Annotated in this window: 28 protein-coding genes; 27 read left to right on the top strand and 1 reads right to left on the bottom strand. The window is 63.8% G+C overall.

Going from position 1 to position 24,064, the window contains the following annotated elements; genetic code table 11:
* Nucleotides 1-54: 54 nt before the first annotated feature.
* The gene (locus KPL74_10680; GenBank protein ID QWT22439.1) at nt 55-564 is read right to left on the bottom strand and encodes a CinA family protein; all 510 of its coding nucleotides are present in this window, start codon (nt 562-564) and stop codon (nt 55-57) included.
* A 1,031-nt stretch (nt 565-1,595) separates the two neighbouring features.
* On the opposite strand from KPL74_10680, the gene KPL74_10685 reads away from it, so the two are divergent.
* From KPL74_10685 to KPL74_10815, 27 genes are all read left to right on the top strand, one after another.
* Nucleotides 1,596-2,018 carry a toxin co-regulated pilus biosynthesis Q family protein gene (locus tag KPL74_10685; GenBank protein ID QWT22440.1) on the top strand — a complete coding sequence of 141 codons (423 nt, stop codon included), beginning with the start codon at nt 1,596-1,598 and terminating at the stop codon, nt 2,016-2,018.
* Between the two features lie 13 nt (nt 2,019-2,031).
* On the top strand, nt 2,032-3,021 hold the full coding sequence (locus KPL74_10690; GenBank protein ID QWT22441.1) for a type IV secretion system protein: 990 nt from the start codon (nt 2,032-2,034) through the stop codon (nt 3,019-3,021).
* Nucleotides 3,021-3,839 carry a TrbG/VirB9 family P-type conjugative transfer protein gene (locus KPL74_10695; GenBank protein ID QWT22442.1) on the top strand — a complete coding sequence of 273 codons (819 nt, stop codon included), beginning with the start codon at nt 3,021-3,023 and terminating at the stop codon, nt 3,837-3,839. The genes KPL74_10690 and KPL74_10695 overlap by 1 nt, the downstream gene beginning before the upstream one ends.
* Nucleotides 3,836-5,098 carry a hypothetical protein gene (locus KPL74_10700; protein ID QWT22443.1) on the top strand — a complete coding sequence of 421 codons (1,263 nt, stop codon included), beginning with the start codon at nt 3,836-3,838 and terminating at the stop codon, nt 5,096-5,098. Before KPL74_10695 ends, KPL74_10700 begins: the two co-directional genes overlap by 4 nt.
* 2 nt (nt 5,099-5,100) lie before the next feature.
* A complete protein-coding gene (virB11, locus tag KPL74_10705) occupies nt 5,101-6,144 on the top strand; it encodes a P-type DNA transfer ATPase VirB11 (GenBank protein ID QWT22444.1) in 1,044 nt (347 codons plus the stop codon).
* 55 nt (nt 6,145-6,199) lie between these two features.
* Complete coding sequence (locus tag KPL74_10710; GenBank protein ID QWT22445.1) at nt 6,200-7,345, top strand: lytic transglycosylase domain-containing protein; 1,146 nt, start codon at nt 6,200-6,202, stop codon at nt 7,343-7,345.
* Between the two features lie 167 nt (nt 7,346-7,512).
* Nucleotides 7,513-7,959 carry a TrbC/VirB2 family protein gene (locus KPL74_10715; GenBank protein ID QWT22446.1) on the top strand — a complete coding sequence of 149 codons (447 nt, stop codon included), beginning with the start codon at nt 7,513-7,515 and terminating at the stop codon, nt 7,957-7,959.
* A gap of 34 nt (nt 7,960-7,993) precedes the next feature.
* Nucleotides 7,994-8,263, top strand: coding sequence for a VirB3 family type IV secretion system protein (locus KPL74_10720; GenBank protein ID QWT22447.1), 270 nt, complete (start codon nt 7,994-7,996; stop codon nt 8,261-8,263).
* Between the two features lie 62 nt (nt 8,264-8,325).
* Nucleotides 8,326-10,797: a VirB4 family type IV secretion/conjugal transfer ATPase gene (locus KPL74_10725; GenBank protein QWT22448.1), complete on the top strand. Its 2,472-nt coding sequence runs from the start codon at nt 8,326-8,328 to the stop codon at nt 10,795-10,797.
* A 24-nt stretch (nt 10,798-10,821) separates the two neighbouring features.
* Entirely contained in the window at nt 10,822-11,676 is an 855-nt protein-coding gene (locus KPL74_10730; protein ID QWT22449.1) for a hypothetical protein, read from the top strand.
* A 39-nt stretch (nt 11,677-11,715) separates the two neighbouring features.
* Entirely contained in the window at nt 11,716-12,882 is a 1,167-nt protein-coding gene (locus KPL74_10735) for a type IV secretion system protein (protein QWT22450.1), read from the top strand.
* The gene (locus tag KPL74_10740) at nt 12,879-13,370 is read left to right on the top strand and encodes a DUF4189 domain-containing protein (GenBank protein QWT22451.1); all 492 of its coding nucleotides are present in this window, start codon (nt 12,879-12,881) and stop codon (nt 13,368-13,370) included. Before KPL74_10735 ends, KPL74_10740 begins: the two co-directional genes overlap by 4 nt.
* Nucleotides 13,371-13,514: 144 nt before the next feature.
* Nucleotides 13,515-13,997, top strand: coding sequence for a DUF4189 domain-containing protein (locus KPL74_10745; GenBank protein ID QWT22452.1), 483 nt, complete (start codon nt 13,515-13,517; stop codon nt 13,995-13,997).
* Between the two features lie 30 nt (nt 13,998-14,027).
* Nucleotides 14,028-14,516 carry a DUF4189 domain-containing protein gene (locus KPL74_10750; protein QWT22453.1) on the top strand — a complete coding sequence of 163 codons (489 nt, stop codon included), beginning with the start codon at nt 14,028-14,030 and terminating at the stop codon, nt 14,514-14,516.
* A gap of 17 nt (nt 14,517-14,533) precedes the next feature.
* Nucleotides 14,534-15,025 (top strand): DUF4189 domain-containing protein, encoded by a 492-nt coding sequence (locus KPL74_10755; protein ID QWT22454.1) that lies wholly within the window; start codon nt 14,534-14,536, stop codon nt 15,023-15,025.
* Between the two features lie 19 nt (nt 15,026-15,044).
* Entirely contained in the window at nt 15,045-15,533 is a 489-nt protein-coding gene (locus tag KPL74_10760; GenBank protein ID QWT22455.1) for a DUF4189 domain-containing protein, read from the top strand.
* A 23-nt stretch (nt 15,534-15,556) separates the two neighbouring features.
* A complete protein-coding gene (locus KPL74_10765; protein QWT22456.1) occupies nt 15,557-16,048 on the top strand; it encodes a DUF4189 domain-containing protein in 492 nt (163 codons plus the stop codon).
* Nucleotides 16,049-16,293: 245 nt separating this feature from the next.
* Nucleotides 16,294-16,587, top strand: a complete 294-nt coding sequence (locus tag KPL74_10770) for a DUF4189 domain-containing protein (GenBank protein QWT22457.1) — start codon at nt 16,294-16,296, stop codon at nt 16,585-16,587.
* Between the two features lie 23 nt (nt 16,588-16,610).
* Nucleotides 16,611-17,102: a DUF4189 domain-containing protein gene (locus tag KPL74_10775; protein ID QWT22458.1), complete on the top strand. Its 492-nt coding sequence runs from the start codon at nt 16,611-16,613 to the stop codon at nt 17,100-17,102.
* 63 nt (nt 17,103-17,165) lie between these two features.
* Complete coding sequence (locus tag KPL74_10780; GenBank protein QWT22459.1) at nt 17,166-17,657, top strand: DUF4189 domain-containing protein; 492 nt, start codon at nt 17,166-17,168, stop codon at nt 17,655-17,657.
* A gap of 56 nt (nt 17,658-17,713) precedes the next feature.
* On the top strand, nt 17,714-18,199 hold the full coding sequence (locus tag KPL74_10785; protein ID QWT22460.1) for a DUF4189 domain-containing protein: 486 nt from the start codon (nt 17,714-17,716) through the stop codon (nt 18,197-18,199).
* 22 nt (nt 18,200-18,221) lie between these two features.
* Nucleotides 18,222-18,713, top strand: a complete 492-nt coding sequence (locus KPL74_10790) for a DUF4189 domain-containing protein (GenBank protein QWT22461.1) — start codon at nt 18,222-18,224, stop codon at nt 18,711-18,713.
* 19 nt (nt 18,714-18,732) lie between these two features.
* A complete protein-coding gene (locus KPL74_10795; protein QWT22462.1) occupies nt 18,733-19,239 on the top strand; it encodes a hypothetical protein in 507 nt (168 codons plus the stop codon).
* A gap of 78 nt (nt 19,240-19,317) precedes the next feature.
* Nucleotides 19,318-20,340 carry a hypothetical protein gene (locus tag KPL74_10800; GenBank protein ID QWT22463.1) on the top strand — a complete coding sequence of 341 codons (1,023 nt, stop codon included), beginning with the start codon at nt 19,318-19,320 and terminating at the stop codon, nt 20,338-20,340.
* A gap of 271 nt (nt 20,341-20,611) precedes the next feature.
* Nucleotides 20,612-21,874, top strand: coding sequence for a hypothetical protein (locus KPL74_10805; protein ID QWT22464.1), 1,263 nt, complete (start codon nt 20,612-20,614; stop codon nt 21,872-21,874).
* 39 nt (nt 21,875-21,913) lie between these two features.
* Nucleotides 21,914-22,444 (top strand): hypothetical protein, encoded by a 531-nt coding sequence (locus tag KPL74_10810; protein ID QWT22465.1) that lies wholly within the window; start codon nt 21,914-21,916, stop codon nt 22,442-22,444.
* A gap of 10 nt (nt 22,445-22,454) precedes the next feature.
* Complete coding sequence (locus KPL74_10815) at nt 22,455-24,041, top strand: peptidoglycan-binding protein (GenBank protein QWT22466.1); 1,587 nt, start codon at nt 22,455-22,457, stop codon at nt 24,039-24,041.
* The last annotated feature ends 23 nt before the right edge of the window (nt 24,042-24,064 follow it).

Genomic DNA, 24,064 nt, shown 5'->3' on the forward strand with positions numbered 1-24,064 from the left:
GGGGTCTCAGGGACTGCGATCCGTCAAAAGTCGATTTTGCCACAGCGCCGGGGGTTACCCCTGCAACTCGGTGACCATTCCAGCAAGTGCGGCGGCCACCGTCTGTCGGCGGACGTCTTCGCGATCCCCGCCGAAATGGAACATTTTCGCGTGGGCGTAGCCGCCGCGGCGCTTCCAGCCGATCCAGACCGTACCGACCGGCTTGTCGGGCGTGCCGCCGGACGGCCCCGCGATGCCGGTCACCGCCACGGCGATGCCGGCGCCGTAACGGGCCAGCGCACCCGAGACCATCTCCAGGACGGTTTCCTCGCTCACCGCGCCGGTCCGCTCCAGCGTACGCGGATTCACCCCGAGCAGGGCCTCTTTCGCGCTGTAGCTGTAGGTGACCACGCCAGCCTCGAACCAGGCCGAGCTGCCGGCGAGGTCGGTGAGGGCCTTGGAGATCCAGCCGCCGGTGCATGACTCAGCGGTGGCGACCATGACACGCTTCTCCAGGGCGGCGGCAGCAACCTGCTGCGCCAGCACCAGCAATGCGGCGTCGTCGGGGGTGACAAGGGAATCCATCGAGGGTCCTGACGGTAAAAGGGGAGTTCTACCCCGCACAGCGATCGCTGTCGATGCGGAAGGGCATTCTCCTACGCAAATGGAGGGCGCGGGAGGACAGTGCAACCCTCGCGAGCGATCCGTGCCCTCGATATACACGTGTAAATAGCAGAATTCGGTGCGGGCAGCGTCGATACTACGGGCTCACCCCACCCTACCGCCAAATCGCCATCCGCAGTGCAACAAGGATCGAACGCCAGGCCCCATCGGGATGATCCGGCACCGCCGACATACACGCCGCTCGGGCTACGTGCACCAGCCCACTTACTTCGACAGATTGGATGAGTCGATTCGCAAACCGCACGCAAAGTCTCCTCGCACGCAAGTCATCGCACTCGTCGAGTCATGCATACAAAACCGCGTCACACCTGACGAATCGCCCTGTCAACTTTTCGTCTTACGTTTTGTGGTCTAATTCCACGTACGCAGCCGCATGGTTGCGTGTGCAACCATGTTCCGTGTGTTTTTTCCGTGAATTTCGTCACTTTAATGCACATCGATACTGCTTTTCATTTGCGCGTTCATGCAGTATTTTTTTGACGCGGATTGCGGTCCGCAACGATGAGGGGGACAACCTGCTAACCAAGGGCGCCGAGCCGATGTCGATGACATCGTTTGCTCGCGGGGGTTGAGCAGGTGCCACTTCGATACATCGATTGGCAGGGCGGCAGTCTCGCCCGGACAGGAAGTTTGAATGGATAGCTTGCACATGGTGCGGGGCAGCGATGTCTCCCGCATGTACGGACAACCAGGGGCACGCCTTCACGCTATGCCGCCCTCCCCAAGGCCACGCCTCCCGGCGGGTGCACGTATTCGTGCGCGCCGAGGCTATTCCTTGCCGAATACGCACTAACTGAGCTCGCCGGGCCCATGCCCGTCGCGAGGCGGACGCACGCGTCCGCCTTTTGAATTGTTGTTATTGCTTTTCAACGACTTATGAGCGAAACGTGAAGACTGGCCAGCCCTCCATACGCCTTATTGGCACGATATTGTTGATTTCGTCAGCGCTTACGGGTTGTGGCACACCGCCCGCGCGCGACTTCGGTGGCTCCTGGAAGCCGGTCAACCACTTCGAAGACAAGACCACCGAGATCCCGCTCGCGGTCCCCTACACGTACTACGCGGCGCCGATGGACGGCACGCTGAAGACGATGTTGACCCGTTGGACGTCGGATAACGGCATGAAGCTGCAGTACAAGCTGCGCTCCGACTTCACGCTGACCAAGTCCGCTTCCGCGATCCACACCTCGGAACTGCGCGACGCGACGTCACAGCTCAGCACCATCTATGCCCCGCAGGGTGTGGCCATCACGGTCAACGGCCCGGATCTCGTCGTGGAAGAAGTCAGCGCGATCACGGGCGGCCAGCCCGCTGCGACCGTCGCGCCGGCAACCCACGGCCCCGACGCCAAGTGACGAGGGCCTGACCATGCTCGGAAAGAAAGCATCCCCGAAGATCGACGAGGCCGTGGCCAAGGCGGTCAATTACGAAATCAGCGTCGCTGACCTCGCCAAGCGCAGCGAGCGCCGGGCGTGGATCGTCGCGTCGGTATCGGTCGTCGTGTCGCTGATCCTCATCGGCGGCTACTTCTATATCCTGCCGCTCAAGGAAAAAGTCCCGTACCTGATCATGGCGGACGCGTACACCGGCACGAGCTCGGTATCGCGCGTCGTGGAAGATGTGAGCGACCAGCGGCTGTCGGCTAACGAAGCCATCAACCGCAGCAACATCACGCACTTCGTGTTGGCCAGGGAGTCCTATGACGCCAACATGATCCAATTGCGCGACTGGGACACCGTGCTGACGATGTCGTCGCCCACCCTCGCGACGGCGTACACCGCGCTCCACGCACCCACCAATCCCGCTCGCCCGTTTGCAATCTACGGACGCGACCGGGCGCTCAGGGTAAAGGTCCTTAGCATCCAGCTTATCCCGAGCCTGACTCCCGGCGCGGCTCCGATCGGCGCGACGGTGCGCTTCCAGCGCAGCATCTACAACAAGCAGAATGGTGCGACGACGCCGCTCGACAGCAAGATCGCCACGCTGGCATTCAAGTACAAGCCCAACCTGCGCATGGACGACCGCTACCGCGTGGAGAACCCGCTCGGTTTCCAGGTGTTCGATTACCGGGTCGACAACGACTACTCGGATGCTCCGCCCGCCGAAGTACCCGCGACAGCGGACGCGACAACCGGAGCAGCCGCCCCCGCGCCGGCAGCATCGACAGCACCGCCGGAAGGCACACTGCCGCCGGCCAACGCAGCCGCCCCACCGACTGAAGGCGCACCGGCCTATGCCGTGCCGGCGACGGCCCCCGCTGCCCCGGTCGCAACGCCCAATCCACCGAATGCCCAGCCCGCCAACGCCGCACCCGCGGCCGCGGGACGTCCTGGCAGCGTGAACGGAGTCCGCCGCTGATGATCGCTCGATCCACCCCGCTCATCCTTGCCCTCGCGCTGGCCGTCGCCAGCGCCAGCGCGACCGCTCAGCAGGCCGCGCCCGCGGGCTCGGCGACGCCGACGCTCGGTTCGCCCGTCGGCATGCCGCAGCCCATGGCCACGTATGAGTTCCAGCCCAACCACATCTACACCGTGCGTACCGGCCTGGGTATCACTACGCAGATCGAGCTGAGCCCGAACGAGAAAATCCTCGACTACAGCACTGGCTTCAGCAGCGGCTGGGAGCTGACCCGTCGCGACAACGTCTTCTACGTGAAGCCGAAGAACGTCGACGTCGACACCAACATGATGATCCGCACGGCGACGCACTCGTACGTGTTCGAACTGAAGGTCGTCGCCACGGACTGGAAAACGCTCGACCAGGCTCGTCGCGCCGGCGTGCAGTACAAGGTGAACTTCACCTACCCGTCCGATACCAGCTTCATGGCCGAAACCAAGAAGGTGGAGGACGCTCCGGCGCTGGACACCGCGCTGGTGAAGGGGCGCGACTACAACTTCGACTACGACTTCTCGAAGACGCGCAAGACCGCGGTGTGGCTCGTGCCTGTCAACGTCTACGACGATGGCCGCTTCACCTACATCAAGATGCCGGACCTCAAACAGTTCCCGACGGGCAACTTCCCGACGGTATACATGCGTGAGAAGGAACACGGAGAAGACTCGGTGGTGAACACCACCGTGGAAGGCAACACCATCGTCGTCCACGGCACGTATCCCTACCTGGTCATTCGACACGACGACAACGTCGTGGGTCTGCGAAGGAACACGAAGAAGTGAGCCCGAATAATCCCTACCAGCCCGACGACGAAGCCAACCGTCGCGACGTGCCGCCGAACGATCCGCGCGGTGCGCACGACCCGCTTGCGGGTAACCCGTATTCCGCCAACCAGCGCCAGGCCCAGCCGGATCTCGACGAGGGCGCGCCCACGCTCGCCGCCGCAGACATGCGACGCATGAATCGCCGCGCGCTGGCTTTCCTCGCCGGCATCGTGGTGCTACTCGTCGCGGTCGGCTACTTCCTGCTCAGCAGCGGTGGCTCCGGAAACGCCACACCGCCCAAGCCGCAGCGGGAAGAAACGGTCCACATCCCCGAGGCGCCCAAGCCGGTGCTTCCGCCCGAGCGCGCGCCCGAGCAGGCCGCCCAACCGATTGCGCTCGCTCCGCCGCCGCCGCTGCCGACGCCTGAGCAGCTGCGCCCGGCGAGCATGCAGGGCCCGTCGCGCCAGCAAGGCCCGTCGCTGCTCGAACGCCGCATGGCTTCGGCCGAAGGGTCCGCCGCAACCGGCGTGGGTGCCAATGGCGGATACGGCCAGGCCCCGGGTCCGGGCGGATTCGGTTTTCCGGGCATGCAGCAACAGCAGCCGCCACAGTCATTCAATGGCGTGCCGATCAACCCGGCCTACGGTGGCAAGCCCCTCCCCGAGGTGTCCAGCGCCGACCCGTTGATCCATCCCGATACCCTCATGCTGCGCGGCACGTACATCCGCTGCGTGCTCGAGACGCGCATCATCACGGACATCCCTGGCTTTACGTCCTGCGTGGTGACCGAGCCGGTCTACTCGTTCTCCGGAAAGCGGCTCTTGCTGCCGAAGGGCTCGAAGGTGCTGGGCAAGTACGATACGGAGCCCAGCGGCCCGCGCGTCGCCGTCATCTGGGACCGCATCGTCACGCCCACCGGCATCGACGTGAACATGGCCAGCCCGGGCGTGGACAACCTCGGCGGCGCAGGCCATCCGGGCATGTACGACGCGCACTGGGGTAGCCGCATCGGCGCCGCCTTGATGATCAGCCTGCTCAGCGACGCCTTCAAGTACGAAGCTGCCGAACACGGCCCGCGGCAGACCACGATCAGCAACGGCGTGGTCACGCAGAGCCCGTTCGAAAGCAATACCGCGCAGTCGATGCAGCAGCTGGCGAACGATGCGGTCCGCCGCGCCGTCAACCGCCCGGCGACCGTGACCATCAACCAGGGCACCGTGGTCTCCATCTACGTGGCGAAAGACGTCGACTTCTCCGGCGTGGTGGCGCGCTACTAATCATGATGAACGAACCCGCCATCGCCGCGGTCGGCAACGAATTCCTGGACTACCAGTACGAAGTGCTGGGCGTCCGGGACTTCCTTGCCTCGCCGGATGTGACGGAAATCTGCATCAATCGCCCGGGCGAGCTTTATCTCGAGTCGCGTGGCGAATGGCGCAAGGTGGAAGTGCCGGGCCTGACCTTCGAGCGTGCCCGGCAGTTCTGCACGGCCGTGGTCAACGAGAGCAACACCGGCCAGCGCATCACGGACACCGATCCGGTGGTGTCGCTGACCTTCCCCACCGGCCAGCGTGCGCAGTTCGTGATCCCGCCGGCGTGTGAGGCGGGTCGCGTCTCGATCACCATCCGCCTGCCCTCGCGCCAGACCAAGACCCTGGGGCAGTACCAGCAAGACGGCTTCTTCGACGAGATCATCGAAGGCGCCCATGCGATCAGCGATGTCGATCGCGAACTGCTCGAACTGCGCGCCGAGCGCCGTTACGCCGACTTCTTCCGCCATGCCGTGCTTGGCAAGAAGAACATCGTCGTGGCGGGTGCGACCGGCAGCGGCAAGACGACGTTCATGAAATCGCTGGTCCACCACATTCCGAACGACGAGCGGCTTGTCACCATCGAAGATGCCCGCGAGCTCTTCATCGACCAGCCGAACGTCGTCCACCTGCTTTACTCGAAGGGCGGCCAGAGCGCCGCGAACGTCACCGCCAAGAGCTGCATGGAAGCCTGCCTGCGCATGAAGCCGGACAGGATCATCCTCGCCGAGTTGCGCGGTGACGAATCGTTCTACTTCATCCGAAATTGCGCATCCGGACACCCGGGCTCGATCACAAGCTGCCATGCAGGCAGCGTGGAGCAGACCTGGGACCAGTTGGCACTGATGGTGAAGGCATCGACGGAAGGCGCGGGCCTCGAGTTCGCGACGATCAAGCGGCTACTGATGCTCACGATTGATATCGTGGTGCACATCCGCGCGCACGCCGGCCGGCGGCATATCACCGGCATCGATTTCAACCCGTCTCGCGCACTCAGCGGAGGCGGGGGATAGCACGCACGAAACTCGGTCATAAGACAGGAGCTCCAAGGTGTTACCAGGACTTGAAATGATGGGTTGCCAAAACCTTGCCGTTCCGGCTGAGGTGATGCAGCACGTCGTCAATGTCGAATCGAGCCACAACCCCTACGCCATCGGCGTGGTGGGCGGACAGCTCGTGCGCCAGCCCCAGAACCTGGGCGAGGCGGTGGCGACCGTGCGCATGCTCGAGACCAAGGGCTACAACTATTCGCTGGGCGTCGCCCAGGTGAACCGCTCCAACCTCGGCAAGTACGGCCTGGATACCTACGAGAAAGCCTTCGACCTGTGCCCCAACCTGCGGGCCGGCTCGCAGATCCTGGCCCAGTGCTACGCCAGCGCCAGCGGAGACTGGGGCAAGGCGTTCAGCTGCTACTACTCGGGCAACTTCACCACCGGTTACCAGGACGGTTACGTCCAGAAGATCTTCGACTCGATGGCACGCGCCGCCGGCGCGGCCTCGGTCACGCCCATCCCCATCGAGGTGATCAAGACCGGCGCCGTCGCGGTGGCGAAGGCCGCACCCACGACGCCTTCGGAAGGCATGGCCCGCGTCGCGATGCGCAGCGTTGGCGATGCCGCCCTCGCCGCCGCCATCGATTCGAAGGTGAGCCGCGTCGCCGCCATCGACCCACAGCAACAGCAGCCGTTCGTGGTGCCGGGGACGCTTTCCAATGACGACCTGCGCATGCTGAACGATGCGCAGACCCAGGCCGACATGCAGCAGGCCCGCGGCGCCGCCGGCCAGTCCGCGGTCGGCGCAGGCACGCCGCAGCTGTCGCCCCAGCAGATGCAGCAGTGGCAGCAAATGCAGCAGTCGCAGATGCAGGGAGTGCCCGATGCGCCGCCGGGAAAGATCCCGACCGACCCGGGTACCGCCGCCATCATGAGCCAGATCGGCCCGCAACTGCCCAACGTGCCCGCGGTGCAGCCCGGCCGGATCCCGACCGATCCGACGACGGCGGCGCTGATGTCGCAGGTGGGCGTGTCCGCTCCCCTGCCCCAGGCTCAAGCCCAGGGCGGCCAGATGAACAACGGTGTGTTCGAGCCGCAAGTGCGCGGACCGAACGACCCGGTCCCGACCACTGGTGTTCCGCAGCCGCAGGCGCCCACGCGCCCGGCCGTCGATAACGCCGACCTACGTAACGGAGGTGGCGATGGCGCCTTCGTTTTCTGACTTCGTCGACGGTGCCCCATGCGCCGCCGCGTTGAATCGCACCGAGGTTCGTCCCGTGATACCTCCGCGATGTCTCCACCCTGGCTACCCCTGTCGTAGCCAGCTTGGCGCGATTGCCGCCCGCAATCGCATTCACTGACTTGATCGTAGACAAAGGAACTACCGCGATGGCCCAGCCGTCTTTCAACCACACCATTGACCCGGCGAACGCTCCGCTCTCCCGGAAGATCGCCTTCTGCATCATTGCCGCCGTGCTCATGCTGCCCACCATCGCCCTCGGCCAGGACGCCGTGGCCACGGGTGAACGCGTGTGCGGCTTCTTCCAGAACGTGAACAGCCTGCTCAACGCTGCCTCGATCGTGGTGGTGACGATCGCCGTGATCTTCTCGGGCTACCAGATCGCTTTCGCCCACAAGCGCATTGCAGACGTCGCCCCGGCGATGATCGGTGGCGTGCTGATCGGCGCCGCGGCCCAGGTCGCCAAGATGGTCGTCGGTGGCAACGGTTCCAACGGCGTCACCGCTTGCACTTCCAGCAGCGGCCAGGCCGGTGGCACCACCTTCCTGATGGACGCCGCCACGACCCTGATGCACCTGCTCCACTTCCATGCATAAAAACCCGCTATTTCGCGGTTGCACCCGCCCGCCCATGTTCATGGGGGTGCCTTACATCCCCTTCTTCATGGGAGCGGGCGGTGGCTTGCTGGCCGCGATGTACTTCAATTTCTGGTACATCCTGTCGATCCCGATCATCATTTTCGTGATGCGCCAGATGGCGAAGCGCGACGAGATGATCTTCCGGTTGCTGGGGCTGCGATTCCAGTTCCGCACACGGGTCAGGAACCTGCAGGCACACGATGGGATGTGGGCATTCACGCCCAACGCCTACCGTGACCCGAAAGCGAAGAAGAAGCGCTAGACGACCAAGGCGCCCTGGCAGTCCATCGCCAGGGCCATTTCGCGTTACACCGGTAATCGACCATGTTCACACCCGACGCTCCCATCGCCGAACACCTGCCCTTGTCGACCCACGTCTCGCCGACCGTCGTCAAGACGACCGCGGGCGACTTCCTGCTGACCTGGCGCCTGGGCGGACTGCCCTTCGTCGGTCGCGAGGAATGGGAGCTCGAACACCGCCACAATACGTTCAACCGCATGCTGCAGACGCTGCGCGCCCCGGACTTCGTCAACGTGGCCTTCTGGGTCCACGACGTCCGCCGTCGGCGCAAGCTCAAGGACAACAGCCGGTTCGAACACGATTTCAACCAGCACATGTCCGACGCGTACTATGGCGCCCTGTCGGCACAGAAGCTGATGCAGAACGAGCTTTACCTGACGATGATCTATCGCCCGATCGTCGAAGGTAAGCGCTTCATGGAGAAATCCAGCGACGTGGCCCGCCTCGAATCCGAGCAGGCGCAGTCCATTGCAAAGATCCTCGAGCTGGCAGGCAACGTTGAAGCGGTCCTCAAGGACTACGCGCCGTACCGCCTGGGCATGTACGAAGCCTCCAACGGCATCGTGTTCTCCGAGGTGCTGGAACACTTTGGCTACATCCTCAACCGCATCGACGAACCCGTCCCGGTGCTGCAGGCCGCCGTGAAGGATTACCTCGCGGTCAGCCGCCAGCGGTTCTCCAGCCGCACGGGCGACTTCGTGCTGACCACGCCCTCGGGCGTGAATCACTTCGGCGCCATCCTCAACGTGAAGGAATACCCCGAGGGTACCTACCCCGGCATCCTCAACGGCCTGAAGTACCTTGATTTCGAATACGTCATCACCCACTCGTTCAGCCCGATGGGCCGCCATGACGCGCTCAAGGCGCTGGAGCGGACCAAGGGCATGATGATCTCCTCCGGCGATAAGGCCGTGAGCCAGATCATCGAGATGGACCAGGCGATGGACCACCTGGCCTCGGGTAACTTCGTGCTCGGCGAGTACCACTTCTCGCTCGCCATCTACGCGCCGACCCAGGAGACCCTGGCCCAGCAGATCGCGATGACCCGTGCCGAGCTCTCCAACGCGGGCTTCGTCTCGGTGAAGGAAGACCTCGCCGTGACGGCCGCCTTCTTTGCCCAGTTCCCGGGTAACTGGAAGTACCGCACGCGCATGGCCAACGTCAGCTCGCTGAACTTCCTCGGCCTGTCGCCGCTGCACAACTTCGCCGGCGGAAAGAAGGACCTGAACCCGTGGGGCGATTGCGTCACCACCCTGCAGACGACCAACGGCCAGCCCTACTACTTCAACTTCCACGCCACCCACCCGTCGGAAAACTCGCTGGGTGAAAAGGCCATCGCCAACACCATGGTGATCGGTAAGTCGGGTACGGGTAAGACCGCGCTGATCAACTTCCTGCTCAGCCAGGTGCAGAAGCTCGACCCGGCACCGACCATCTTCTTCTTCGACAAGGATCGCGGCGCGGAGATCTTCGTGCGCGCCTGCGGCGGCAACTACCTCGCGCTGGAAAACGGCAAGCCCACCGGCTTCAATCCGTTCCAGTGCGAGCGCACGGAAGAGAACGCCCAGTTCCTGGCCGACCTGATGAAGGTGCTGGCCGGCAAGAGCGTGTACAGCTCGCGCGAGGAGGAAGACATCTTCCGCGCCGTCGAGAACATGCTCGACACGCCGATGCACCTGCGCAACATGACCAACTTCCAGAAGAGCCTGCCGAACCTGGGCGACGATGGCCTGTTCATCCGCATGCGCAAGTGGACGGCGGGCAACTCGCTGGGCTGGGTGTTCGACAACCCGCAGGACACCGTCGACCTGACCCATGCCAACATCATCGGGTTCGACTACACCGACATCATCGATAACCCGGAAGTCCGTGCGCCGGTGATCAACTACCTGCTGCATCGCCTCGAGGCGCTGATCGATGGCCGTCGCCTGATCTACGTCATGGACGAGTTCTGGAAGATCCTCGACGGCAAGGGCGGCCTGAAGGAATTCGCCAAGAACAAGCAGAAGACCATCCGTAAGCAGAACGGCATGGGCATCTTCGCGACGCAGAGCCCGGAGGATGCGCTCGCCAGCGACATCTCCTCGGCCCTGATCGAGCAGACCGCGACGATGATCCTGCTGCCCAACCCGAACGCCAGCCGCGAAGACTACGTGGAAGGCTTGAAGCTCACCGACGCCGAATACCAGGTCGTGGTCAGCCTCGACGAGCGTTCACGTCGCTTCCTGGTCAAGCAGGGCCATGCGTCGGCGGTGTGCCAGCTCAACCTGCGTGGCATGGACGATGCGCTCGCGGTGATTTCGGCCTCGACCGACAACATCGAGATCATGCACGAGGTCCTCCAGGCAACCGGCGAGACCCTGGGCATCCATCCGGACCAGCTCAAGCCCGACCAGTGGCTGCAGACCTTCTACGACAACCGCAAGGGCAGCGGCAAAAAGCCCACCCCCAGCACCCCCCAACCCACCCGCACCGCGCGCTCGGCCGCGCGCTGATCGTCGATCGATTGGAGACATACCATGCCTGCGATCAACTTTAACCGCCTGCGCAGCAGTGCCTTCCTTGCCGCGGCCCTCGTCGCCAGCTGCCTTTTCGCGCCTGGCGCGCACGCCCAGTGGGCCGTGCGCGACGACGACGCCAACACGAAGCTCCAGCAGATCGAGCAGCACACCAATGACCTGAAGACGGCTACGGGCGATACCCAGGCTGGCGGCGGCAAAACCGTCAACGGCAATCTTGATGCCATCCACAACATCATGAAGATCGGCACCTACAACAAGGACTGGCCGGGCGCGCGCGTCAAGGATCCCGAGCAAAAGCTGCCGGCCGACTCCACCAAGCTCGACGACGGCGCCAACTGCAACACCGTCAACCAGAACCAGCAGACGCTGTGCAAGCAGATCGTCGACATCGAGAACGCGCAGTACCAGTACATGCTGACCATGTACGCCAACACCGAGGAACGCAACAAGATCCTCACGGCCTTGCTGGACGAGCGAAAGAACATCACCGCCGACGACGTCAACCAGTACGGCAAGCTCGAAGACAACACGAACAAGCTCACCGCCCTGTACAACCTGATGCAGCTCGACCAGCAGCAGATGCAGTCGGTGAACTACGCCTATGAGGCCAACCTGCGCTATCTGCGCGCGAAGCAGGCCATGGCTGCCAATACCGCAAACACCGGAAGCGATCCGACCAGCAGCGGATCGTCGATCTCGCTCCCGGGCATCGGCAACATCAGCGTCGGCCAGGTTATCAGCGGCCTGATCACGGGTGCTGCGCTCCAGCTTGCGCTCGACGGCGTGGCGACCACGCCACCCAGCGACATGAAGAAACTCTCCATCAGCAAGTCAAACGGCTACGGCCTTTGAGCAGCGACCACTGCATGACACAGCAAGGATTAACGCGTCATGGTTGACCTGATCAGCATCTTCTCCGGATCATCGGCGGTCGCCCTCGCCGGGCCGCTCGATTCGGCCACGCAGTTCGTCTTCTTTACGACGATCAACAACTTCCTGCGGGACGAAATCGACGTCGTCCAATGGAACCTGTTGTCGCGATCGGCTTATATCGTTGGCTACATCGCGACGGTCGTCCTGACGGTATGGATCATCTTCCAGGGCTGGCGCATCGTCAGTGGCCAGTCGCGGCAGCCCATGATGGCGCTGGTCGGCGACGCACTGAAGGCGACGCTGATCGTGTTCATCGCCTCGACGGCAGCCTATGCGTCGTCATCGGTCTATTGGACGCTGAGCGATGGCCTGGCGACAAATATCGCGTCCTACGTCACAGGTGAAAACAACACCACGCCTTTTGAACAGATCGACCGCAACCTGGCCGGCATGGAGCTGGCCATGGGCACGATCGACTCACTCGATACGGGTGGCAACCAGGCCATCCAGGACGCGAAGGATCGTAACCGATGGTTCACTGGCATAGGCATTGCTGGTCCCAGCGTCATCGCCGGCGCCATGCTGCTTCTGAATAAGATCGCCCTGGCACTCTTCGTCGGCTTCGGGCCCCTTTTCATCCTTTGCCTGCTGTTTGAGCAGACCAAATCACTTTTCCAGAAGTGGCTGCTTTACGGCATAGGCACCGTGTTCTCCCTGGCCGTGCTCAGCATCATGGTGACGATAGCCATGAAGATGATGGCCGCGGTGACGGCCGCCTTCATCGCCAAATACCTCATTTCGTTCCCCGGGCTGGGCATTTCCCCCAATAGCACCGACGGCATCAACAGCATGGCCCTCCAGCAGGGCGGCCTCGGCCTGCTCCTGACCACCATGATCATCAGCGCCCCGCCCATGGCAGCGACCTTCTTCCAGGGCACGCTGGGCCAGTTCAGCGCGTATTCGCCTTTTGGGCGTATACAACCTGAGAAGTCGGGTGGTGGTGGCGCCGGGTATCCGGGGCAGTATCCATCCGCCCCAAGTTCGAGCCAGGACGCCAATCGCCAGAATAATGTGCAGAACCCACAACCGAGTAGCGCTAACCTCGACGCAATCGCGGGCAATCGCAATTCCTATGCACCTCTCTCTGACCAGACCAAGCAGCGAGATCCGAAATTCGACGCATGAAAGCAAAACTCATTCTAGCCACCGGTCTTGCGTTAGCCTCGGCACTCCCTGCCGTCGCTTCCGCGCAGTGCGCAACAGGTGTCGACACGGGCGGCGGCAATTGCATACCGCCGGAAGCCCTGCCGGGCGCTCAGTCCAACACGGCGCAACCGGGTCCTCCGCAACCAGCGTGGATCAATAAATTTGGCATCGTTGTAATCGACACGAAGACATCGGCTATTGGCGTGGCTGACAACATGGATTCGGAGCGATCTGCCCTGGCAAAGGCCGTTGCCCAATGTGAGAGTTTCGGTGGAAAACAATGTGACGACCGAATGCCCTATTCCAACCAATGTATTGCCCTCTCATGGGGCTCCGGTGGCTACGGCGTATCGCGCAAGGACGACAGCGCCTCAGCGGCGTCGCAAGCAATGAGCCAGTGCGAAGGTGTCGCACCTGGTTGCAGGATCGTGTATCAGGCGTGTAGCAAGGCGATCCGCCTCCGCTGAGATAGGCACACGCCAAGGGTCACAACGAGCCAAGGGTCCACAACATGAAGGAGCTGAGGGTCCTGCCCTGCCTGACAATGGGTTTGCGAGCTATACGCCAGTTACTGACGAGACCAAGCAGCGTGATCTAAGCATGGACGCACAATGAAGATCAGGTACCGACTTATCTCCGCCATCGCAGTATTTGTCCTGCCGATGATCTCCTACGCCCAGTGCGCTACGGGCGTCGATACAGGCGGTGGTAGTTGCGTTCCGCCGGAAGCGGTTGGCATGGGCAACTCAAATCAACCGCAGGCTACAGGCCCCTTGTGGCAGGACAAGTGGGGCGCCATCGTTGTTGACGACAGCACCGGCAGCACGGGTACGTCAAAGGAGATGAACACGAGGGAGGATGCGATCGCTGCCGCAACGAAAGATTGCCGCAGTGACGGCTCAACGAAATGCAAGGTCAACAATGCCTATCGCAACACGTGCGTCGTCATCGTCTCAGGCGATGGAGGCGATAGCATTGCAACCAATAACGATATCGCCCGTGCCGAAGCAGATGCGGGATCGAAGTGCTCTTCAGTGGCCAGAGACTGTCGCCCGGTCTATCGCGCGTGCAGTCTGCCCGTTCGCGTTAGATAAGACCGAACAAGGCGATCCGAGATTCGATGCATGATATCCAAGCCGACTACCGCAATTTGCCTGGCTGTCTTCTTTATGCCGGCACTCGCCGTCGCTCAATGCGCGACGGGCGTAGACACCGGTGGAGGAAACTGCATTCCACCCGAGCAGCTTGGTGTGAATGGTAGTCAGCCGGCGGCCAATGTCCCGCCGCCTCCTTCCTGGGAGAGCCGTTGGGGCGCCGTTGTCATGGACAAGGGAACGGGGAACACGGGCGTCGCTAACGATATGTCTAGCGAGCGCGACGCTGTCTCCAAGGCAACTGCTGACTGTCGATCTGATGGATCCCGGGACTGCGAAGTTGTTCAATCGTTTAAGAACACTTGCGTCGGCATCGCGTCAGCACCTCAGTACTTTGGCAAGGCAACGAATACTGACCTTGAGAAGGCACGATCGGATGCAATGATGGCGTGTGAAGGCGGAAGCAAGGCATGTACGCTTATTTATAGCGCTTGCAGCTATCCGGTTCGCCTGCGCTGACTGTCGACCCTTGACGCATGAGTATCCGCACTTCCCTGCTTAACATGGTCCTCGGCATCGCCTTGATGCCCGTGGCCGCGTGGGCTCAATGCTCAACAGGGGTGGATACTGGTGGCGGCAACTGCCTGCCACCCGAGCAACTTGGCCTAACGGCAGGCGGCGCCCAGCAAGATGCTGCACCACTGCCGTCATGGGAAAGCCGATGGGGAGCGGTCGTCTCGGATCAAGCCACAGGCAACACGGGCGTCGCGGAAGGCCAACGGAGCAAAGACGATGCGGTCGATAGCGCCATGAAGGACTGCAAGTCTGACGGATCGCGTAATTGCCGCGTAGTCGAAAGTTTCAGAAATACCTGTGTTGCGGTGGCAGCTGCTCGAAGGTACTCCGGATCCGCAGTGAACACGGATCTAGGCAAAGCACGTGCGAAGGCCATGAATGAGTGCTCCAAAGGCGGGACGTCGTGCACGATCATCTACAGCGCCTGCAGCTATCCCGTTCGAACTCAATAGACGTACACCGGACAGCATCATGAAAAGGACGCTTCAGACACGCTACATCCTTGGCGCACTGGCACTCCTTACTTCGGTCGCGCACGCTCAGTGCGCGACCGGTGTAGATACGGGTGGCAGTGGCTGCATTCCACCAGATGCATTACCAGGCGCAAATGGGGCCAACACCAATGCTCCGGCCGGACCGGCATGGATGAATAAGTACGGCGCGGTCGTGATCGACACCGCCACGTCTGCAATCGGCGTGGCCGACAACATGGACAGCCCGCAAGCCGCCTCATCAAAAGCAGTCGCGCAGTGCGAGAGCTTTGGTGGCAAGAGTTGTGACGACCGCTTGCCGTATAGCAACCAATGCGTAGCTCTTTCGTGGGGCACCGGCGGGTACGGGCTCTCTCGCCATACCGACGAAGGAACGGCCGAGTCGATGGCAAACCAGGGTTGCTCCAAGCATGCAACTGGATGCAAAACGGTCTATCACGCATGCAGCATGCCCGTCCGAGTTCGCTGACAATGCCAACGGACAGCCACCCGATGATGAAAAAACGCATCCTGATGATCACCGCGCTCATCTCCGTTGCCGCGTCCACTGATGCGTTCGCTCAGTGCGCCACGGGCGTAGATACTGGCGGGGGTAACTGCGTGCCGCCGGAGGCCCTACCCGGCGCCCAGGCCAACACGGCTCCCCAAGGTCCGCCCCCTCCCGCTTGGCTGGGAAAGTTCGGGGCCGTCGTGATCGACTCCAAGACGTCAGCGCTCGGCGTCGCTGACAACATGGATTCCCAGCGGGCCGCATTCTCGAAGGCCGTGGCGCAATGCCAAGCTTTCGGAGGAAAGGACTGCGACTACCGCCTTCCCTACGCCAACCAATGCGTTGCCCTGTCCTGGGGCAATGGGGGTTACGGCATCGCGCGAAACGATGACGAACAGGAAGCCGAAAACCAGGCGACAGCAAGTTGCAAAGCCGAAGGCGATGGTTGCCGCACGGTCTATCGGGCATGCAGCAAGGCGATTCGACTCAGGTAGCCAGGGAGACAAGGATGCCAAAGGGAAAAACAAACAGGGCGGAGCGCGTGAAAGGCTTAGCGGCATGGCTATCGATTACCGCTTGCCTCATTGCGATCCCATCCGTGTGCGGAGCTCAGTGTGCGACCGGCGTAGACACCGGTGGCGGCAACTGTGTCCCACCGGAATCCCTGGGCGTGAACGGAAACGCGGCTGAAGGCCCGGCTGCTCCAGGGCCGCTATGGGAGGATCGCTGGGGTGCGGTCGTGCACGACACATCCGGAAGAACGGGCGTCGCCAACGACGAGCGCTCGAAGTCCGACGCGATCGCAAAGGCCACCAACACCTGTACGGCCGATGGCTCTAGCCACTGCAAGGTCATGATCTCTTTCAGGAACACGTGTGTCGCATATGCAACTGGCGACAGCGGCTACAACACAGCGTTCACCAACCCTTCCGAGGACACGGCGAAGCGCGACGCCCTGAGCGACTGCAAGGGTCGAGACACGGGCTGTGAAGTCATCTATTCGGCTTGTAGCGTACCGGTGCGTGTCCGATGAACAACTTCCATTCGAATCGACGCATGAAAACGAAACTGATCCTGGCGCTTGGATGCGCATTGGCAACAGCCCTTCCCGCCGTGGCGGCTGCTCAATGCGCGACTGGCGTTGACACGGGCGGCGGTAACTGCGTGCCGCCAGAAGCCCTTGGCGTCAATGGAAGCGAGCCGTCCGGAAATGCCGCGCCATTGCCGTCCTGGGAAAACCGCTGGGGCGCGGTAGTGGTCGACAACAGTAGTGGCAATGCGGGCGTAGCCAAGGACATGCCTGATAGATCCACCGCGGTATCGAAGGCGACCAGCGACTGTCGATCGGATGGATCTTCGCACTGTGAAGTCGTTGCCGCGTACAGGAATACCTGCGTCGCGGTTTCCGTAGCCCCCAGATTCTACGGGCATGCAACGAATATCGACCTGGAGAAAGCCAAGGCTACCGCAATGACCGAATGCGCCAAGGGCGGCACAGCGTGCACGCTCCTGTACAGCGCGTGCAGTTATCCGGTTCACATTCGATAGGTTCGGGAATTCAATGCTTATCGTTACTCCCAAAGGCCAATCAACCATGCCCAAATTCCCCGTATGAACAGAAAGCTCGTGATTGGACTTTGGCTAGCATGCACCGCACTACTGCCTGCTGTTGCGATCGCGCAGTGCGCCACCGGCGTCGACACCGGTGGCGGCAACTGCGTGCCACCCGAGCAACTCGGAGTATCCGGCAATGGGACCAATGGCAACGCCGCGCCTGGACCGCTATGGGAAGACCGTTGGGGTGCCGTGGTCAACGACAAGTCGGGCCGCACCGGCGTCGCAAACGACGAACGATCGCGAGCCAGCGCTATAGAGAAAGCAACACAGACATGCAAGGCGGATGGCTCCGCGAACTGTCGGGTGCTCGTAGCATTTCGGAACACCTGCGTCGCCTTCGCCACCGGAGACAAAGGCTATGCATCTGCGTTTACGAACACAGACCTTGACGCGGCCAAGCGCAACTCGCTCGATTCCTGCAGCGCACATGATGTCCGGTGCGAAGTCATCTATTCGGCATGCAGTGCACCTGTCCGAGTCCGCTGAAAGAACGACATAGCACTCCCTTACTCACAGATTACTCACCAATTGATCGCCAACCCATGATGACGAGAACCCTGATCTTCCTTGCTGCCGCTGCATGGATCCTCCCGTTCGCCGCCTTCGCCCAGTGCGCCACCGGCGTCGACACGGGTGGAACAGGCTGCGTCGCTCCCGAAGCCCTGGGTGCGAATGGGAACAGCGCCGGCCCAGCGGTTCCCGGCCCGCTGTGGGAGGACCGCTGGGGAGCGGTCGTCAGCGACGCAGACGGCAGGGTTGGCGTTGCCAACGAAGAGCGAACGAGGGAGGCGGCCATTGCTGTTGCCTCAGGCAAGTGCTCGTCCAATGGTTCAAAAACCTGCAAGGTGGACATCGCTTTTCGCAACACTTGCGTCGCCGTGGCCGGCGGCGACAAGGGATCGTTCTCTGCGGTGACGGACCTCAAGGAGGACACCGCGAAGCACGATTCGCTGTCGTCGTGCAACGGCCGTGATTCCAGGTGCGACGTCGTCTACTCAGCCTGCAGCGCGCCGGTGCGTGTGCGATGAGCCCCAATCCGAGAATCGACGCATGAAGAAGATCCTGGGCTCCATGGTGGTCATCCTTTGCTGCCTCGGGCTGTCGACGGCAGCGATAGCCCAGTGCGCCACGGGCGTCGACACGGGAGGCGGCGGTTGCGTCCCACCCGAGGCCCTGGGGGTCAACGGGAACCAGGCAGCCGGCAATACGGACCCACTTCCGGCATGGGAGAGCCGGTGGGGTGCCGTGGTGATGGATAAAGGAACCGGTAACACAGGTGTCGCGGAGAATTCGGCATCCAGGAGCGACGCTGTCGCCCGGGCCACCCACGATTGCCAGTCCGACGGCTCGCGCCACTGTGATGTGATCGCCGCGTTCCGGAATACGTGCGTGGCGGTGTCCGCAGCGGACCAGTACTTCGGCTCATCCACGAACATCGACCTGGACAGGGCGCGAAGGGAGGCGATGGAATCATGCTCGTCACACGCTCGCTCCTGCTCCATCATGTATGCCTCGTGCAGCTATCCGGTCCGAGTCCGCTGAACTCCCCCATAGGCACCCCATGGATGACCTGAAATCCTTCACCTCCAACGGCGCCCGCATCCTCGATGCGACGGCGGGCGACCTCACGGGCGCCGGTTGCGATGGCATGGTGCTGGTCCTCGACCAGGCGGGAGCGCAGCGCAGGCTGGGCGAAGGCCCGGCGCGCAGCGTCGTGCTGGTGGTGCGCGATGGCGCCAGCCCGGCCAGGGAAGTGGCATCCAACCCCTGCCTCGTGCCCTCGGCCACCAGTGGCGGCGTCGCGGGGGATCCATTCGGCTATGTGTCGGTGCGCGCAGGCCAGGTCACCATCGTCAATGGCGGCGGAAGCCGCGAGCGCTGGTCGGATGAGTTCGTCTTCGCCTACGACCCGGCGAGCGACGACTGGCTCGCCCACGGCGTGGTGCGCCAGGTGATGGACACCGAAACCGGCGTGGAAACGCGTATCGAACTAGGCGCGGCGGATCTGGGCGGCGTATCGTTCAGGGACTTCGATCCATCGAAGCTGCCTGAGGCCACCCTCCCCTGAACCGGGGATCCGCCAGCCAGGTGCACGACAGGCAGTACGGAGTGACTGCCGACCCAGCAAGTGAAACAGGAGCTTTACATGGCGATTGATCGTGAAACCCAGGTCCTGACCGACGCCTACACGGCGGGTATCCGGTCGCCGCGGGAACTGGCCAATTTCATGGCGCATGTCACGCATGAATCCAACGGATTGAACCGTCTCGAAGAAGGCTTTCGCTACACGCGCGACATCACCCAGATCCCCACGCCCTCGGCCTGGCGCGAGGGTACGGCCGTGCTCGATTCGGCGCGGCGCGACGCCTTGCAGGGTAAGCCGGAGAAGCTCGCGGAGCTGATGCACGGCGGCCGCAACGGCAACGACCAGCCCGGCGATGGCTGGGCCTACCACGGGCGTGGCTACCTTCCGCTCAACGGCAAGGACAACTATCAGGCGGCCGGCGATGCGCTGAAGCTCGACCTCGTCGGCAAGCCGGAGCTCGCCGCCGACCCCGCCACGGCCTCGAAGATCGCCACGTGGTACTGGCAGAACAAGGTGCCCGACGTCGCGAAGGAAGACGTCAAGGGCGCGACCCAGGCGCTCAACGGCAAGCTCAACGGCCTGGAAGACCGCGAAAAGCGCTTCGTCGACTGGCAGCGCCGGCTCACCCCCGAGGTGATGGACCGCCTTGCCCAGGGCCAGGTCGGCCAGCCCGTCGACGAAAAGAAGGCAGCCCCGGCGCTCAACGACCCCAGCCACCCCGACCACGCCCTTTACAACCAGGCACGTACCGCCGTGCACGCCCTGGACGCACGCCACGGCCGTACGCCCGACCAGCAGAGCGACAACCTGGCCGGCTCGCTCACCGCCGCGGCCCGGCGCGAAGGCATGCAGCGGATCGACCATGTCGTCCTGAGCGACGATGCGAGCAAGGCCTGGGCCGTCCAGGGCGCGCTGGATTCACCACACAAGCAGATGGCCCAGGTCGCCACGGCCGAGGCCGTCACCACCCCGCTGGCGCAGAGCGCCGCCGCCCTCGAGGCAACCCGACAGGCCACCCAGCCACAGGCCCACGAGCAACAGCAGCCACAGCAAGCCCAGCCGCCCAAGCCACCGGGTCACTGAGCCACCGGATGAGAATTGCCGAATCAGACACAAAAGAGTCAGGTTCGGTAGGTTATGGTCCAGAACGTACTCGCCTGGATTGGCGAGGTGTCGGCACGCCGGATGCGACGCCGAGGGAAAGTCAGCCAGGAGTTACACATGGCAATTGATCGTGCACATCCCGCGCGGGCCGCGTTCGTGGCCGCGCATGCACTGCCGTCTAGGAAGCCCGCCACGGGCCGCCTCGGTGTCGTTTTGGCCATCGCCACGACACGTCACAGGGAGGCCCCGCATGGATCGTGAAACCGAAGTTCTCCTCGAAGCCCGCAAGGCCGGCATCACCCAGCCGCGCGAGCTGGCCAATTACATGGCCCAGGTCACCCACGAATCCAACGGCCTCAGCCGCCTCGAAGAAAGTTTCCGCTTCCTGCGCAACATCTCGCAGGTGCCCGTGCAGGCCGCCTGGCGCAACGGGCCCGACGCGCTGGATGCCGCGCGCAAGGAAGCCCTCGCCGGCCGCCCCGAAGGCCTCGCCGAACTCATGTACGCCGGCCGCCACGGCAACCACGAACCCGGTGACGGCTGGCAGTACCGCGGCCGCGGCTACATCCGCCTCGTCGGCCGCGACAACTACCGTGCCGCCGGCGACGCGCTGGGCCTCGACCTCGAAAACCAGCCCGACCTCGCCGCGGAACCGCGCCACGCCGCCCGCATCGCGGCATGGCTGTGGCGCGAGCACGTGCCCGAGCAGGCACGCGGCAACGTCGAGGAAAGCACCCGCGCCATCAACGGCAAGCTGCACGGCCTGGACGATCGCCAGCAGCGCTTCAACGACTGGCAGCGACGCCTTTCGCCCGAGGTGATGCAACGGATCGAGGGTGGCAACCTCAACGCCCCCGTGCCGTCGCACGACCGCGCCACGACCGTGGCAGCCACCGCGGCTACCGTCGCCGCCGGTGCAGCCGCCACGGCGGCCGCGCGCGAAGCGTCCGGCCCGACCATCACGCGCAAGGTCTCGCGCCTGCCGCGGGCGAAGGAAGAGCTCACCGAGCACGGCCTGACGCGCGACGCCATGGCCGCGGTGGAACATGCCGAAGACCTGCGTGAAGAACGCAGCTACCGCCGGCACCACTGCCACCACATGGCCGACGCGGCCCACCCGCAGCACAAGCTGTTCGAGAGCACGCGCGACGCCGTCCGCCAGCTGGACGCGCGCCACCATCGCCAGCCCGACCAGCAAACCGAGAACATCGCCGGCGCACTCAGCGTGGAAGCACGCAAGCACGGCCTCGACCACATCGACCACGTCACCCTCAGCGACGACGCCAGCCGCGTCTACGCCGTGCAGGGCGACCTGGATTCACCGTTGAAGAAAGTCGTCGAGCTGGACACCGCCAGGGCCGCCGCCACCCCGCTGGAACAGAGCGACAAGGCGATGGCCACGCTGGACAAGGCCGACGACGCCAAGGCCGCCCAACCCGAACCGCCCAAGCACGACCACGACCAGGCCCAGCAGGCCGCCGCGCCCGTGCAAGGGCATGGCCATCCCCGCTGACCGCGACCGCACGACATCCCTGCGCCGAAGGAAACACGCATGACCCACACATCGAAGTTCCTGCTACTTGCCGCGATCGCGCTGGCGTTGCCGGCAACGCCCGCGCTGGCCGCGCCCGCCGCCACGATGTGCGGCGCTGGCGACAAGCCGGTGCTCTCCTGCCCGCTCGCCAGCGGTGGCAAGACGGTCTCGGTCTGCGCGGCGGCGAACAACCGCTTTTACTACGCATACGGCAAGCCCGGCGCCAAGGCTGACATGACCTGGCCCGCCGACGGCGCGAACGCCGATGGCCTCACCCGTACCCACCTCGGCTTCGCCGGCAACAACGGTGGTTACGCCTTCGCATTCACCAACGCAGGCTTCAAGTACGTCGTGTACGCCACCTCCGGCTCACGCGGCGCGCAGGACGGCGGCATCATCGTCCTGCACGGCGACGACGCGAAGCCGGTGAAGAACACCCGTTGCCAGGCCGGTGCGATCACCGAGTCCGACGACGACGCCCTCCTCGATGCCACCCTGAAACTACCGAAAGACCCGACGATCCAGCAGCACGGACTGCCCCCTCATTAAGGAGTTACACATGAGTGCGAAAGAGAACGCCGATTACCTGATGACCTACGCCCAGGCGCATGGCATCACCGATCCGAAAGAACTGGCCAACTTCATGGGCCAGATGCAGGTCGAATGCGGTGGCTTTGGCCGCATGAACGAAAACCTGAATTACTCCGGCGACCGGCTGCTTGCCGTGTTCCCGGGACGCAACGGCATGGACACGCTGGCCGAAGCCAATCGCGTGGCTGCCGGCGGCGAAGAAGGCGTGGCCAACCAGATCTATGGCGGCGCGTGGGGCAAGCGCAACCTCGGCAATACGGAACCCGGCGATGGCTGGACCTTCCATGGCCGTGGCTACGTCCAGCTCACCGGCCGCGACAACTACGAAGCAGCCGGCAAGGCGCTGGGGCTCGACCTGGTGAACCATCCCGAGCTCGCCTCCAACCAGGAAAACGCGGCGAAGATCGCCGTGTATTACTGGAACTCGCGCGTGCAGGCCAATGGCCACCAGCAGAACGTGCACGACGCCGCGGTCGACATCAATGGCGGCACCAACGGCCTGCCCGAGCGCCGCACCGCGGCTGCCGCGTGGGAAGCCGCGCTCGACAAGGGCTATAAGCCCGGTGGCCCGGAACCGATCCCGGGTGGCGCCGGTGGCGGTGGCCACTCGCGTGAGTCCGTGCGCCACGTGCAGGAACTGCTCAACAAGCAGGGCTACCACGACAGCAACGGCAAGCCGCTTGGCGAAGACGGCCGCATGGGTGCGCAGACCAAGGGCGCGATCGAAGCCTTCCAGCGCGACCACGGCCTGAAGGCCGACGGCGTGGCCGGTCCGGCGACGTTGAAGGAACTGGAAAAGGGCCAGCCGCAGCAGGGCACCACCGCCAAGCCGGCGACGACCCCGCCGGCCCAGCCCGCCGCCACGGACGCGAAGCACACCACCGCCGAGCCGAAGCACGCCGCCACCCCGGCCACGCTGCGCGAAGGCAGCCGCGGCGACGACGTGCATTCGTTGCAGGCATCGCTGGCCGCCGCGGGCTACAAGGACGCCAACGGCAAGCCGATCAAGGCCGACGGTGACTTCGGTGCGCACACGAAGGAAGCGTTGCAGTCGTTCCAGCGCGACCGCGGGCTGAAAGACGACGGCATCGCCGGCAAGGCCACGTTCGCCGCGCTGCAGTCGAAGGAAGCCGCCGCACCGCGCATGGACCAGGCCGGCCATCCGGACAACCCGCTCTATCGCCAGGCGCTGGACAACGTGCAGAAGCTCGACGCACAGGCCGGGCGCGCGTCGGACCAGTACAGCAGCCAGTTCGCCGGCTCGCTCGCCACGGCGGCACGCGCGCAGGGCATGACCGGCATCGACCACGTCACGCTCAGCAACGACGGTTCGCGTGCCTGGGCCGTGCAGGGCGAGCTCAACTCGCCGTTCAAGCAGATGGCCGAAGTGCAGACCCAGCAGGCGGTGAACACCCCGCTGGAACAGAGCACGCGCCAGGCCGAACAGCACGCGCAGAACGCACAGCAGTCGCAGCAAACGCAGCAGGCCCAGCAAGCACAGTTGCAGGCCCAGCAGCCGCCGCAGCCCCAGCCCACCCAGCCGCACGGCCCCTGAACCCGGCCACCCTGCCCCGATAA

This window comes from Bacillus sp. NP157 (assembly GCA_018889975.1).
GTDB lineage: Bacteria > Pseudomonadota > Gammaproteobacteria > Xanthomonadales > Rhodanobacteraceae > Luteibacter.